The organism is Streptomyces sp. NPDC048462, assembly GCF_043200175.1.
In the GTDB taxonomy this organism is placed as follows: domain Bacteria; phylum Actinomycetota; class Actinomycetes; order Streptomycetales; family Streptomycetaceae; genus Streptomyces.
Map to the genome: position 1 here is coordinate 18219 of NZ_JBICXG010000020.1, position 13350 is coordinate 31568.

Annotated in this window: 11 protein-coding genes; 6 read left to right on the forward strand and 5 right to left on the reverse strand. The window is 70.3% G+C overall.

The genetic code is table 11. From position 1 onward, the window contains the following. Window positions 1-113 precede the first annotated feature (113 nt). The 5 genes from ACGFU6_RS27940 to ACGFU6_RS27960 all read left to right on the forward strand — a co-directional run bounded on the left by ACGFU6_RS27940 (window position 114) and on the right by ACGFU6_RS27960 (window position 6005). Entirely contained in the window at window positions 114-878 is a 765-nt protein-coding gene (locus ACGFU6_RS27940; RefSeq protein WP_393614813.1) for an IclR family transcriptional regulator, read from the forward strand. 240 nt (window positions 879-1118) lie between these two features. Continuing rightward, complete coding sequence (locus ACGFU6_RS27945) at window positions 1119-1910, forward strand: MIP/aquaporin family protein (protein WP_393614815.1); 792 nt, start codon at window positions 1119-1121, stop codon at window positions 1908-1910. 55 nt (window positions 1911-1965) lie between these two features. Further along, complete coding sequence (glpK, locus tag ACGFU6_RS27950; RefSeq protein ID WP_393614816.1) at window positions 1966-3507, forward strand: glycerol kinase GlpK; 1542 nt, start codon at window positions 1966-1968, stop codon at window positions 3505-3507. Window positions 3508-3512: 5 nt separating this feature from the next. Beyond that, a complete protein-coding gene (locus ACGFU6_RS27955) occupies window positions 3513-5126 on the forward strand; it encodes an FAD-dependent oxidoreductase (protein WP_393614818.1) in 1614 nt (537 codons plus the stop codon). Between the two features lie 207 nt (window positions 5127-5333). Then, the gene (locus ACGFU6_RS27960) at window positions 5334-6005 is read left to right on the forward strand and encodes a FadR/GntR family transcriptional regulator (RefSeq protein ID WP_123528151.1); all 672 of its coding nucleotides are present in this window, start codon (window positions 5334-5336) and stop codon (window positions 6003-6005) included. A 102-nt stretch (window positions 6006-6107) separates the two neighbouring features. On the opposite strand, the gene ACGFU6_RS27965 is transcribed toward ACGFU6_RS27960, so the two are convergent. The 5 genes from ACGFU6_RS27965 to ACGFU6_RS27985 form a co-directional block, all read right to left on the reverse strand. Then, window positions 6108-7160 carry an ABC transporter permease gene (locus ACGFU6_RS27965; RefSeq protein ID WP_123528150.1) on the reverse strand — a complete coding sequence of 351 codons (1053 nt, stop codon included), beginning with the start codon at window positions 7158-7160 and terminating at the stop codon, window positions 6108-6110. Continuing rightward, a complete protein-coding gene (locus ACGFU6_RS27970; RefSeq protein WP_393614821.1) occupies window positions 7157-8677 on the reverse strand; it encodes a sugar ABC transporter ATP-binding protein in 1521 nt (506 codons plus the stop codon). Before ACGFU6_RS27970 ends, ACGFU6_RS27965 begins: the two co-directional genes overlap by 4 nt. A 2-nt stretch (window positions 8678-8679) precedes the next feature. Beyond that, entirely contained in the window at window positions 8680-9720 is a 1041-nt protein-coding gene (locus ACGFU6_RS27975) for a sugar ABC transporter substrate-binding protein (protein WP_393614822.1), read from the reverse strand. Between the two features lie 104 nt (window positions 9721-9824). Next, window positions 9825-10604, reverse strand: a complete 780-nt coding sequence (locus ACGFU6_RS27980; RefSeq protein WP_393614824.1) for an SDR family NAD(P)-dependent oxidoreductase — start codon at window positions 10602-10604, stop codon at window positions 9825-9827. Beyond that, entirely contained in the window at window positions 10601-11938 is a 1338-nt protein-coding gene (locus tag ACGFU6_RS27985; RefSeq protein WP_393614826.1) for an L-fuconate dehydratase, read from the reverse strand. The genes ACGFU6_RS27980 and ACGFU6_RS27985 overlap by 4 nt, the downstream gene beginning before the upstream one ends. A 257-nt stretch (window positions 11939-12195) precedes the next feature. On the opposite strand from ACGFU6_RS27985, the gene ACGFU6_RS27990 reads away from it, so the two are divergent. After that, the gene (locus ACGFU6_RS27990) at window positions 12196-13284 is read left to right on the forward strand and encodes a PAC2 family protein (protein ID WP_393614828.1); all 1089 of its coding nucleotides are present in this window, start codon (window positions 12196-12198) and stop codon (window positions 13282-13284) included. Window positions 13285-13350 lie beyond the last annotated feature (66 nt).

The following is a 13350-nucleotide window of genomic DNA, read 5'->3' on the forward strand; positions in this document are numbered from 1 at the left end:
CGGGGGCTGTCCGGACCGGCGGGGTGCCGCAGACTTCTCCTGCGATCGAGCACGGGTCGGCATCGACCGATAGTGTTCAGCATTGTCGAACCACAGTGGAGGAGTACGGCACGATGGCCAAGAACATCCAGTCGCTGGAGCGGGCGGCCGCGATGCTGCGACTGCTGGCGGGCGGCGAGCGGCGACTGGGGCTCTCCGACATCGCCTCGTCGCTGGGCCTGGCCAAGGGCACCGCCCACGGCATCCTGCGCACGCTCCAGCACGAGGGCTTCGTGGAGCAGGACGCCGCCTCCGGCCGCTACCAGCTCGGCGCCGAGCTGCTGCGCCTGGGCAACAGCTACCTGGACGTCCACGAGCTGCGGGCCCGCGCGCTGGTCTGGACGGACGACCTGGCCAGGTCCAGCGGCGAGAGCGCCCATCTGGGCGTCCTGCACCAGCGGGGCGTCCTGATCGTCCACCACGTGTTCCGGCCCGACGACAGCCGGCAGGTCCTGGAGGTCGGGGCCATGCAGCCGCTGCACTCGACGGCGCTGGGCAAGGTGCTGTCGGCGTACGACCCGGTGGCGCACACGGAGGCCATGGAGGCCGAACGGCAGTCGTTCACGCCCCGCACCGTCACCGATTCGGCGGAGTTCGAGTCGATGCTCGACCTGATCCGCGCGCGCGGCTGGGCGGCCGACATGGAGGAGACGTGGGAGGGCGTCGCCTCGGTGGCCGCACCGATCCACGACCGGCGCCGGATGCCGGTCGGCGCGGTGGCGGTGACCGGTGCGGTGGAGCGGGTCTGCGTGGACGGCGGGCTACGGCCCGATCTGGTCGCGGCGGTGCGGGACTGCGCCCGCGCGGTCTCCCGCGATCTGGGCGCCAGGCGCTTCTGAGCCCCGTACGGAATCATCGGTTACGGGTCCCGCAATCGAGTTGTAGGCCACAGACCCCTTGACGCCTCATTCACCTGAGAGGAACACTGCCGTGCACCGGTCGGCATTGTCGAACACTTAACGGAAACAAGCGTTATGGTGTGACACGTGCCTAGGGCCGGTAACGCCCTTACATGAGGGCGCGGACCACCGGAGGGACCCGGGGTTCGGCTTCCTGGACGAAGGACAAAGGAGTCGCGGGTGTCCAGCTCCGACATCTTCATCGGCGAGACCATCGGTACCGCCATACTCATCCTGCTCGGCGCCGGTGTCTGTGCCGCCGTCACGCTCAAGCACTCGAAGGCACAGAACGCCGGCTGGGTCGCGATCAGCTTCGGCTGGGGCTTCGCGGTCCTGACCGGCGCCTACATCGCGGGCGGCGTGTCCGGCGCACACCTCAACCCCGCCGTCACCATCGGTCTGGCGATCGAGGGCGGAACCAAGTGGAGCGACGTACCGCTCTACCTCGCCTCGCAGCTCCTGGGCGCGATGATCGGCGCGGTGCTGGCCTGGCTGGTCTACTACGGACAGTTCCGGGCGCACCTCACCGATCCGGCGGTCCTCAAGGCCCACACGGGTGACGAGGGCATGGTCGACCCGGCCGCTGCCCCCAAGGCCGGACCGGTGCTCGGCGTCTTCTCGACGGGCCCGGAGATCCGCAACGCCGTGCAGAACGTCGTCACCGAGATCATCGCCACGCTCGTGCTGGTCCTGGCGATCCTCACCCAGGGCCTCAACGACAAGGGCAACGGTCTCGGCGCACTCGGCGCGCTGATCACCGCTCTGGTCGTCGTCGGCATCGGCCTGTCGCTCGGCGGGCCGACGGGCTACGCGATCAACCCGGTCCGCGACCTCGGGCCGCGTATCGTGCACGCGCTGCTTCCGCTGCCGAACAAGGGCGGCTCCGACTGGGGCTACGCCTGGATCCCGGTCGTCGGCCCCCTGATCGGCGGCGCGCTCGCGGGCGGGCTCTACAACCTCGCCTTCGCGTGAGACACCGGAACCAGAGCCGCAACCCCAAGACCTCACAGACCTCCGGGAGCACACCGTGACCGACGCACACACCACCGGCACCCACGGAACCGGGCCGTTCATCGCGGCCATCGACCAGGGCACCACCTCCAGCCGCTGCATCGTCTTCGACAAGGACGGCCGGATCGTCTCCGTCGACCAGAAGGAGCACGAGCAGATCCTGCCGAAGCCGGGCTGGGTCGAGCACGACGCGACCGAGATCTGGGAGAACGTCCAGGAGGTCGTGGCCGGCGCCATCGTCAAGGCGGGGATCACCGCCGCCGACGTGAAGGCCATCGGCATCACCAATCAGCGCGAGACCACGCTGATGTGGGACAAGAACACCGGCGAGCCCGTCCACAACGCCCTCGTCTGGCAGGACACGCGCACCGACGCGCTCTGCCGGGAGCTCGGCCGCAACGTGGGCCAGGACCGCTTCCGCCGCGAGACGGGCCTGCCGCTCGCCTCGTACTTCGCCGGACCCAAGGTCCGCTGGCTGCTCGACAACGTCGAGGGGCTGCGCGAGCGGGCCGAGCGGGGCGACATCCTCTTCGGCACCATGGACTCCTGGGTCATCTGGAACCTGACCGGCGGCACCGAGGGCGGCGTGCACGTCACCGACGTCACCAACGCCTCCCGCACGCTTTTGATGAACCTGCACAAGATGGCGTGGGACGACAAGATCCTCTCCTCCATCGGCATCCCGGCCGCGGTGCTCCCCGAGATCCGGTCCTCGGCCGAGGTCTACGGCCACGCCAAGGGCGGCGTGCTCGACGGCGTGCCGGTCGCCTCGGCGCTCGGTGACCAGCAGGCCGCGCTGTTCGGCCAGACCTGCTACTCCGAGGGCGAGGCGAAGTCCACGTACGGCACCGGCACCTTCATGCTGATGAACACCGGTGAGACGCCCGTCAACTCCTACAACGGCCTGCTGACCACGGTCGGCTACCAGATCGGCGACCAGAAGCCGGTCTACGCCCTGGAGGGGTCGATCGCCGTCACCGGTTCGCTGGTGCAGTGGATGCGCGACCAGATGGGCCTGATCCAGTCCGCGGCCGAGATCGAGACCCTGGCCTCGTCGGTCGAGGACAACGGCGGCGCGTACTTCGTACCCGCCTTCTCCGGCCTGTTCGCCCCGTACTGGCGCCCCGACGCCCGCGGCGTCATCGCCGGTCTCACCCGCTACGTCACCAAGGCGCACATCGCCCGTGCCGTACTGGAGGCCACCGCCTGGCAGACCCGTGAGATCAGCGACGCCATGACCAAGGACTCCGGCGTCGAGCTGACCGCGCTCAAGGTCGACGGCGGCATGACCTCCAACAACCTGCTGATGCAGACCCTCGCCGACTTCCTGGACGCACCCGTGGTGCGGCCCATGGTCGCCGAGACCACCTGCCTCGGCGCCGCCTACGCCGCCGGCCTCGCCGTCGGCTTCTGGCCGGACACCGACGCGCTGCGCGCCAACTGGCGCCGGGCCGCCGAGTGGACCCCCCGCATGGACGCGGAGACCCGCGACCGCGAGTACAAGAGCTGGCTCAAGGCCGTACAGCGGACCATGGACTGGCTCGAGGACGAGGAGTAAGAAACATGACCACCCTGCAGAGCGTCCCCGCCCTCGGGACGCATCCGGCCTCCGGCTCCCTTCCGAGCCGCGCCGAGACCCGGGAGCAGCTTTCCAAGGCGACGTACGACCTCCTGGTGATCGGCGGCGGCATCCTGGGCATCTCCACCGCCTGGCACGCCGCGCAGTCCGGACTGCGGGTGGCCCTGGTGGACGCCGGCGACTTCGCCGGCGCCACCTCCTCCGCCTCCTCCAAGCTGCTCCACGGCGGTCTGCGCTACCTCCAGACCGGCGCGGTGAAGCTGGTGGCGGAGAACCACTTCGAGCGGCGTGCGGTCTCCCGTCAGGTCGCACCGCACCTCGCCAACCCGCTCACCTTCTACCTGCCGGTCTACAAGGGCGGCCCGCACGGCGCGGCCAAGCTCGGCGCGGGCGTGTTCGCGTACTCGGCGCTCTCCGCGTTCGGTGACGGCGTCGGCCACGTGATCAGCCCGGCGAAGGCGCAGCGCGACGTGCCGGAACTGCGGACCGACAACCTGAAGGCCGTCGCGGTCTACGGCGACGACCAGATGAACGACGCGCGGATGGCGCTGATGACGGTCCGCGCGGCCGTCGAGGCGGGCGCCGCCGTGCTGAACCACGCCGCGGTGACCGGGCTCCGCTTCACCAGGGGCCGGGTGACCGGTGCGGATCTGCGGGACGCCGTGGACGGTACGGAGTTCGGGATCAACGCCCGTCTGGTGCTGAACGCCACCGGGCCGTGGGTCGACCACCTGCGCAAGATGGAGAACCCGGACGCGGCGCCTTCCATACGCCTGTCCAAGGGCGCGCACCTGGTCCTGAAGCGCACCCGGCCGTGGAAGGCCGCGCTCGCCACCCCGATCGACAAGTACCGCATCACGTTCGCCCTGCCCTGGGAGGACATGCTGCTGCTCGGTACGACGGACGAGGAGTACGAGGGCGATCCGGCGGATGTCTCGGTCACCGAGAAGGACACCGCGCAGATCCTGGACGAGGCGGCGTTCTCGGTCCGGGACCAGCAGCTGTCGCGTGATCTGATCACGTACTCCTTCGCGGGTCTGCGGGTGCTGCCGGGCGGTCCCGGGGGCACCGCCAAGGCCAAGCGCGAGACCGTCGTGACGGAGGGCCGCGGCGGGATGCTGTCGGTCGCGGGCGGCAAGTGGACGACGTTCCGCCACATCGGCCGGACGGTGATGAACAAGCTGGCCGCGCTCCCCGGGCACCCGCTGGCCGAGGACATGGAGCCGATGGCCCGGCTGCCGAAGAAGCTGCCGCTGCCCGGTATCGCCAACCCGAACGCGGTGGCGCACCGGCTGCTGGTCGACGGCGGCGCGCCGGGGCCGCGGATGTCCGCCGACACGGCACGGCATCTGGCCACGCACTACGGTTCGCTGTCCTTCGACATCGCCCGGCTGGCCAACGAGGACCCGGCGCTCGCCGCGCGCATCCACCCGGACGCGCCGGAGATCTGGGCCCAGGTCGCCTACGCGCGCGACCACGAGTGGGCCGAGACGGCGGACGACGTGCTGCGGCGCCGCACGACGCTGACGATCCGGGGTCTGGCCACGGACGAGATCCGGTCCGGCGTGGAGTCCGTACTCGGCGACCGCAGGAGCTGAGCCGCGTGGAGGGGGCGGTGTCCATCCGTGGACGCCGCCCCCTCCCGTGCGTGCGGGCGGTGAACGCTTTCGGACTCCGCCGCCCAGAACCGTCCGAAACACCCCCGCATCTCGTGAGTGACGCCGTACCGGTTGCCCCGAAGGGCGTATCAGCCGCCTCCGGGGACGCATAATGGGGGCGATACATCGGATGTCTGGAGGTCGCCCATGGCTGTCACTGACGAGGCCATCGAGAAGATCAAGGGAATGATCGTCTCGGGTGCGCTACGGCCCGGCGATCGTCTCCCCAAGGAGAGCGAACTCGCCGCGGAGCTCGGCCTGTCCCGCAACTCGCTGCGGGAGGCGGTGCGCGCCCTGTCGCTGATCCGCATTCTCGACGTGCGGCAGGGCGACGGCACGTATGTCACCAGTCTGGATCCGCAACTGCTGCTGGAGGCACTGAGCTTCGTGGTGGACTTCCACCGCGACGACACGGTGCTGGAGTTCCTGGCGGTCCGCCGGATCCTGGAACCGGCCGCGACCGCGATGGCGGCGAGCCGGATCAGCGAGGAGCAGCTGGATCTGCTGAGCTCCCAGCTGGACGCCCTGGGCAGCCGCCCCTCGGTCGAGGAACTGGTGGCCTGCGATCTGGACTTCCACCGCGGCATCGTGCAGTCGTCCGGCAACTCGGTGCTCTGCTCGCTGCTCGACGGGCTCTCGGGGCCGACGACGCGGGCCCGGGTCTGGCGCGGTCTGACCCAGGAGGACGCGGTGAGCCGCACGCTCCACGAGCACCGGGCGATCGTGTCCGCGCTGCGGGACCGCGACGCGGAGGCAGCTCGGGCGTGGGCGACGGTTCATGTGGCGAGCGTGGAGCAGTGGCTGCGCTCGACTCTGTAGCCAGGGGTGCGGGGTTCCGGGGCTCCGCACCCGGCCCCGCACCTCGAACGCCGGCGGGGCTGAGAAGATCAGCCCCGCCGGCGTTCTGTGTGCGCGTACCCCTCAGTCCTGCTTCTCGCCGCTCGCGAAGCGGGAGATGACCAGCGCGACGATGATGATCGCGCCGTTGAGGAACTGGTTCCAGAGGGCCGGGACGCCGCCGAGGGTCATCACGTTGACCACCAGCTGGAGCGTCAGAACGCCGGTCAGCGCTCCGAACAGGGTGCCTCGGCCGCCCTTGAGGCTGATGCCGCCGATGACCGCCGCGGCGAACACCTGGAAGATCCAGCCGTTGCCCTGCGTCGCGGCGACCGCGCCGTAGTGGCCGGTGTAGAGGATGCCGGCGAAGGCGGCCAGCAGGCCGCCGATGGCGAGCACGATCCAGGTGACCCGGTCGACCCGGATACCGGCGGCGCGCGCCGCTTCCGGGTTGCCGCCGATCGCGTACAGCGAGCGTCCGTGGCGCAGCCAGGCCAGCGCCGCGCCGCCGATCGCGAAGAGCACCAGGCAGATCCAGACCGCGGCAGGTGCGCCGAACCACGAGGTCTTGCCGAGGTAGCGGAAGGACTCCGGGACGTCGGTGATGGACTTGCCCTCGGTGATGCCGATGTGGAGTCCGCGCAGCATGGTCAGCATGCCGAGCGTGGCGATGAAGCCGTTGACCCGCAGCTTCAGCATCAGGAAGCCGTTGATCGCACCGATGACGAGGCCCACCAGCAGGCAGAGCGGTATCGCCATCCAGGTGGGGAGTATTCCCAGGCCGGCGAAGCGGCCGTCGTCGCCGGGCAGCACCAGCCACATGGCGACGACGGGCGCGATGCCGATCGTCGACTCCAGGGACAGGTCCATCCGTCCGCAGATCAGGATCAGGGCCTGGCCCAGGACCAGCAGGCTGAGTTCGGAGGACTGCTGGACGACGCTGATCAGATTGTCCGAGGTGAGGAAGACCGGCGACACGATGAAGCCGATCACCATCAGCACCAGGATCACCGGCACCAGCGAGAAGTCGCTCCACCGGATCAGCTTGAGCCGGCTCAGCGGGCTGTCGTCCCCGGGCCCGCCCTTCGGGACCGTGTTGATGTCGTCGGCCGTGGACGGCCGTAGCGTGCCGGTCATTCCCTTTCCCCCACACCTTCCATGGCGGCGACGAGTTCCCCGTCGGCCCACCCGCTTTCGAACGTGGCGACCACTCGCCCGTGGAACAGGGCGAGTACCCGGTCGCAGACCCGCAGATCGTCCAGCTCGTCGGAGACGACGACCGCGGCGTTGCCCTCGTCGGCCACCCGCCGGACGACTCCGAGGAGCGAGTCCTTGGACTTGACGTCCACGCCCGCGGTGGGCCGGACCGCCACCAGCACGCTGGGCCTGCGGGCCAGCGCGCGGGCGACCACCACCTTCTGCTGGTTGCCGCCGGAGAGCCCGGCGACGGGCTGCTCGGGGCCCTGGGTCTTGATGTCCAGTGACTCGATCATGCCCCGGGCGAACTCCCGCGTACGGGAGGGCAGTACGGTCCCCCACGGTCCGAGCTGGTCGGTGACCGTGAGGGTGGCGTTCTCCGCGACGCTGCGCTGCAGCACGAGGCCCTGGTCGTGCCGGTCCTCGGGGATGTATCCGATCCCGGCGGCCAGCGCGTGCGGCACGCTCCCGGAGCGCACGGTCTCGCCGTGGACCCGGACCGTGCCGCCGCCGGCCTTGCGCATGCCCGCCAGCACCTCGCCCAGCGCGGTGTTGCCGCTGGCCGCGGATCCGGCCAGGCCGAGCACCTCGCCGGGGCGCACCTGGAGGTCCAGCGGTTCGAACCGGTCCTCCAGGGTGAGCCCCTCGGTGCTCAGGACGGGCTCCGCCGAGGCCTCGGGGGGCGCGGTGGCGCCGGCGGCGTGCCAGGCGACCGCGCCGCCGGACTTCTCGCCGGTCATCGCCGACACCAGATCCGTCTTGGCCACGTCCGCCACCGGAGCGGTCAGGACGTGGCGGGCGTCGCGGTAGACGGTGACCGCCGTGCAGAGCTCGTACACCTCCTGGAGGTGGTGGGAGATGAAGAGGAACGCCACTCCCTGGCTCTGCAGCTCCCGGAGCTTGTCGAAGAGCCGCCCGATGCCGCGGGCGTCGAGCTGGGCGGTCGGCTCGTCGAGGATGATCAGCCGCGCGCCGAAGGACAGCGCGCGGGCGATCTCGACGAACTGCCGCTGCTCGACGGCGAGATCGCGTGCCCGGGTGTTCGGGTCGACCTGCACGCCGTAGTCGGCCAAGAGCTGCTCCGCGCGCTTGCGCAGCCGCCCCCAGCTGATCCAGCGGGCGTTGTCGTCGAACCGGTTGAGGAAGAGGTTCTCCGCGACGGTCAGGTCGGGGACGACCATGGACTTCTGGTAAACGCAGGCGACCTTCGACTGCCAGGCCGTGGTGTCCCCGAAGGCGGGCGCGGGCTCCCCGCCGAAGGTGACCGTGCCCGCGTCCGCCTTGTGGAGCCCGGTCAACACGCTGACCAGGGTCGACTTGCCCGCGCCGTTGCGGCCGACGAGCGCGTGCGACTCCCCCGGCCGCACGGTGAGCTTCACCCCGTCGAGCGCGACGGTCGGTCCGAAGCGTTTGACGACGCCTTCCGCCTGTACGGCAGGTGGTGGTGCCTGGTCCATGGCTAGCTCTTCTTCTCCAGCTGGTTGGCCCACAGCTTCGGGTCGTCGACGTTGTCCTTGGTCACCAGGGGTGCGGGAAGCTGGTCCTCGAAGCCGTTCGGGATCTTGATGATGGTGGAGTCGTGGTCGGTCGGGCCCTCCTTGAAGGTCTTCCCGTCCAGCGCCGCCTTGGCGTAGTACAGCGCGTACTTCGCGTAGAGGTCGGCGGGCTGGGAGATCGTCGCGTCGATCTTCCCGGCCTTGATTGCGTCGAACTCCTCCGGGATGCCGTCGTTGGAGATGATGGTGATGTGGCCCGGCGAACCGGCCGGCTTCAGCAGCTTCTTCTGCTCCAGAAGCGCGAGCGTGGGCTGCAGGAAGACCCCGCCGGCCTGCATGTAGATGCCGTTGATGTCGGGGTGCGCGGCCAGCGTCGACTGGAGCTTCGCGGAGGCGACGTCGCCCTTCCAGTCGGTGGCGAGCTCGAACACCTTGATGCCGGGGAAGTCCTTGTCCATGCAGGCCTTGAAAGCCTGGGAGCGGTCGCGGCCGTTGATCGAGGACAGGTCGCCCTGGAACTCGACGACCTTGCCCTTGCCCTTGAGCTGCTCACCGAGGTACTTGCAGGCGTTCGTCCCGTACGCCTTGTTGTCGGCGCGCACCACCATGTAGATGTCGCCCTTGTCGGGGCGGGTGTCGACGCTGATGACCGGGATCTTCTTCTCGTTCAGCGTGTTCAGCGACTCGGCTATCGCACCGGTGTCCTGCGGGGCCATCACCACGGCCTTCGCGCCCTGGTCGGCGAAGGTCTGGACGTTGGCGACCAGCTTGCCGATGTCGTTCTGCGAGTTGGTCAGCGGCAGCGCCTTGACATCGCCGCCCTTGACCCCCTTCTGGATGTAGTTCTGGTAGGAGTTCCAGAAGTCGCTGTCGCTGCGCGGCAGGTCGATGCCGACCTTCCCGCCAGCCGCACCGTCGTCCGATGATTCGCGGTTGCAGCCCGCCAGGGCAGTGACGGCCAGCAGTACGGCGCAGGCTGCCGCACTCGTCGTACGCACTCTCATTGGTGTCCCGTTCCTTTGTGGAGTACCGGCTCGGAGATCTGAAGGTGGTGCGGATGGTAGGAGGAGTGCGGTCCGGGCTGTCCGGGTCCGGACCGCACCCCCGGTCAGCTGTCGGCGGGGCGCAGACGCAGGCCCTGCATGCCGCCGTCGACCGCCAGTGCGGTGCCCGTCACGGAGGCCGCGGCGGGACTGGCGAGGTACACGATGGCGGCGGCCACCTCGTCGGCGGAGACCAGCCGTCCGAGCGGCTGGCGGGCGTTGAGGGCGGCGCGTTCGGCCGCAGGGTCACCGGCCTGGCCCAGGAGCCGGCCGATCCACGGGGTGTCCGCGGTGCCGGGATTCACGCAGTTGACCCGGACGCCCTCGCGCACGTGGTCGGCGGCCATCGCGAGGGTCAGCGAGAGGACGGCGCCCTTGCTCGCGCTGTACAGGGCGCGCTGCGGCAGCCCGGCGGTCGCGGCGATCGAACAGGTCTGGGTGATCGAGACGGCACCGGGCCGCTCGGCGGCGGCGCGCCGCAGGTGCGGCAGGGCGTGCCGGGCGGTGCGGACCATCCCGAGGACGTTGATGTCCAGGACCCGGGTCCACTCGTCGTCGCGGTTGTCCTCGACGGAGCCGATGGACCCGATGCCGGCGTTCGATACGAGGGTGTGCAGGGAGCCCAGTTCGGCCGCCGCGCGGCCGACCGCGTCGCGCACGGCCGCGTCGTCGGTGACGTCCGCCTTGAGCGCGAGGGTGCCCTCGGGGGCGCCCGCGGTCTCCCGGTCCAGGACGGCCACCCTGGCGCCCCGCTCCAGGAGCAGGGTCGCCACGGCGGCCCCGATGCCGGAGGCGCCGCCCGTCACCAGGGCGTTCATCCCCTCGAAGTCGCGTGTGCCGGTCATCGGCCGTCCTCCTCAGTGGTGCGGCGGGCCTGCCATACGGGGCCCTCCGGATAGCGGTGTGCGGCGATCGACTCGGGCAGCATCCGGGCCGAGAAGCCCGGGGAGGCCGGGGCCCGGTAGCGGCCGGATTCGATCACGGTGGGGTCGGCGAAGTGTTCGTGCAGATGGTCGACGTATTCGATCACCCGGTCCTCCCAGGTGCCGGAGACCGCCACGTAGTCGAACATCGAGAGGTGCTGCACCAGCTCGCACAGGCCGACGCCGCCGGCGTGCGGGCAGACCGGCACGCCGTACTTGGCGGCGAGCAGCAGGATCGCCAGGTTCTCGTTGACACCGGCGACGCGTGCGGCGTCGATCTGGACGAAGTCGACCGCGCCGGCCTGGAGCAGCTGCTTGAACACGACCCGGTTGGCGACGTGCTCGCCGGTGGCGACCTTGACCGGCTGGCCGGCGCGCACGGCGGCGTGGCCGAGGATGTCGTCGGGGCTGGTCGGCTCCTCGATCCAGTGCGGGTCGTACGGTGCGAGCGCGGTCATCCACTCCACCGCGTCGGCGACGTCCCAGCGCTGGTTGGCGTCGACCGCGATCCGTACGTCGGGGCCGACGGCCTCACGGGCGAGCCCGAGCCTGCGGACGTCGTCGCCGAGGTCGCCGCCGACCTTCAGCTTGATCTGGGTGAAGCCGTCGGCGACGGCCTGCTTCGCCAGTCCGACCAGTTTGTCGTCGGAGTAACCGAGCCAGCCGGGCGAGGTGGTGTAGGCGGGATATCCCTCGGCGCGCAGCCGCTCGGCCCGCTCGGTCCGGCCCGGTTCGGCGGCGCGCAGGATGGTGAGCGCCTCCTCGGGGGTGAGGGCGTCGCTGAGGTAGCGGAAGTCGACGAGGGATACGAGTTCCTCGGGTGTCATCTCGGCCAGGAACTGCCAGACCGGTCTGCCGGCCCGCTTGGCCGCGAGGTCCCAGGCCGCGTTGACGACCGCGCCGGCCGCCATGTGCATCACGCCCTTCTCGGGCCCCAGCCAGCGCAGTTGGGAATCGTGGGTGAGGTCCCGGTACAGCGCGCCGAGGTCGGCCGCGGTGCGGGGCACGGGACGGCCCACGATGTAGGGCCGCAGCGCCTGGATGGCGGCTGCCATCACCTCGTTGCCGCGCCCGATGGTGAAACAGAAGCCATGTCCCTCGATACCGCCACCGTCGTTGTCCGCGGCGTCGGTACGCAGTACTACATAGGCAGCCGAGTAGTCGGGATCGGGGTTCATGGCGTCCGAGCCGTCCAGTTGTTCCGAGGTCGGAAAACGGATGTCGTGAACCTCGAAGTCCGTGACGGTCTGACTCATGCGCGCCCCCAGGGGAAATAACATCGGACCTCTGCTCTGGTCATCCGATGTATAGCGTCCCGAAGGCCCCAACGTCCAGGGTTGAGCCGAAATTGCCCCTGCACAGCTCGGATGTATGACGGGCCTGATGCCCTGGTTCGGCCGGTGATGCACCTTCGTGGCCCGGGTTCACCCGGCCGTGCGCGGGGGCTGCGGCGGGAGTGGCCGGAAGCCGTAAGGTTGTTCCGTACGCAAGGGAACTTCGGAAGGAGGCCTGGGTGATCGAGCTCGAGGGGGTTCCCGAGCTGATCGACCCGGTCATGGTGGCCGCGTTCGAGGGGTGGAACGACGCAGGTGATGCCGCTTCCACAGCGGTCGCGCACCTGGACCGGGAGTGGAAGGGCGAAGTGTTCGCGGCGCTGGACGCCGAGGACTACTACGACTTCCAGGTCAACCGCCCGACGGTGTTTCTGGACGGCGGGGCGCGCAAGATCACCTGGCCGACGACCCGGCTCTCGGTGGTGCGCATCGGTGGCGACAAGCCACGCGACCTCGTCCTGGTCCGGGGCATCGAGCCGTCGATGCGCTGGCGCTCGTTCTGCAACGAGATCCTGGGCTTCGCCCATGAACTGGGCGTCGAGATGGTGGTGGTGCTCGGTGCGCTGCTCGGCGACACCCCGCACACCCGTCCGGTACCGGTCAGCGGCGTGACGTCCGATCCGGACCTGGCGCGGACCATGGACCTGGAGGAGACCAGGTACGAGGGACCGACCGGCATCGTCGGCATCCTCCAGGAGGCGTGCACCCACGCGGGTGTGCCCGCGGTGAGCCTGTGGGCGGCGGTGCCGCACTACGTGTCGCAGCCGCCCAACCCGAAGGCCACCCTGGCGCTGCTGAACCGCCTGGAGGACCTGATCGGGCTGCGCATCCCGCTGGGCGAACTGGCCGAGGACGCGCGCGCCTGGCAGCTCGGGGTGGACCAACTGGCCGCCGAGGACAGCGAGGTCGCGGAGTACGTGCAGACGCTGGAGGAGGCCCGGGACACCGCGGAGCTTCCCGAGGCGAGCGGGGAGGCCATCGCCCGGGAGTTCGAGCGCTATCTGCGGCGCCGGGACCCGGGTCCGGGTTCCGGGCCGGGCGGGCACGCGACGGAGAGCGGCGACAGCTCGTACCTTCGCGATACGTCGAGCGGCCGGACCAGGCCGCCGAAACCGGCCCGTCCCGACAGCGGTCCGGGTCCGGCGAGCGGGGCCGGCAGCGGTCCCGCACGCGGCACGGGGCCGGGCCCGGCTCCGGACGAGACGCCGAAGGACACCCCGAAGGACGCTCCGGGGGACGACTCGCCGGAGGATTCGTCGGAGGACTGATCCGGACAGCCGGGAGCCGGGCGGGTGGACGACACCCGCCCGGCTCCCCTCTTTCCCCGCGTGCAC

What these genes read in the sequence shown, in the direction of transcription:
- ACGFU6_RS27940 (WP_393614813.1), top strand. Translation starts at nt 114, where the DNA reads ATGGCCAAGAACATCCAGTCGCTGGAGCGGGCGGCCGCGATGCTGCGA.
- ACGFU6_RS27955 (WP_393614818.1), top strand. Translation starts at nt 3,513, where the DNA reads ATGACCACCCTGCAGAGCGTCCCCGCCCTCGGGACGCATCCGGCCTCC.
- ACGFU6_RS27960 (WP_123528151.1), top strand. Translation starts at nt 5,334, where the DNA reads ATGGCTGTCACTGACGAGGCCATCGAGAAGATCAAGGGAATGATCGTC.
- ACGFU6_RS27965 (WP_123528150.1), bottom strand. Translation starts at nt 7,160, where the DNA reads ATGACCGGCACGCTACGGCCGTCCACGGCCGACGACATCAACACGGTC.
- ACGFU6_RS27970 (WP_393614821.1), bottom strand. Translation starts at nt 8,677, where the DNA reads ATGGACCAGGCACCACCACCTGCCGTACAGGCGGAAGGCGTCGTCAAA.
- ACGFU6_RS27975 (WP_393614822.1), bottom strand. Translation starts at nt 9,720, where the DNA reads ATGAGAGTGCGTACGACGAGTGCGGCAGCCTGCGCCGTACTGCTGGCC.
- ACGFU6_RS27980 (WP_393614824.1), bottom strand. Translation starts at nt 10,604, where the DNA reads ATGACCGGCACACGCGACTTCGAGGGGATGAACGCCCTGGTGACGGGC.
- ACGFU6_RS27985 (WP_393614826.1), bottom strand. Translation starts at nt 11,938, where the DNA reads ATGAGTCAGACCGTCACGGACTTCGAGGTTCACGACATCCGTTTTCCG.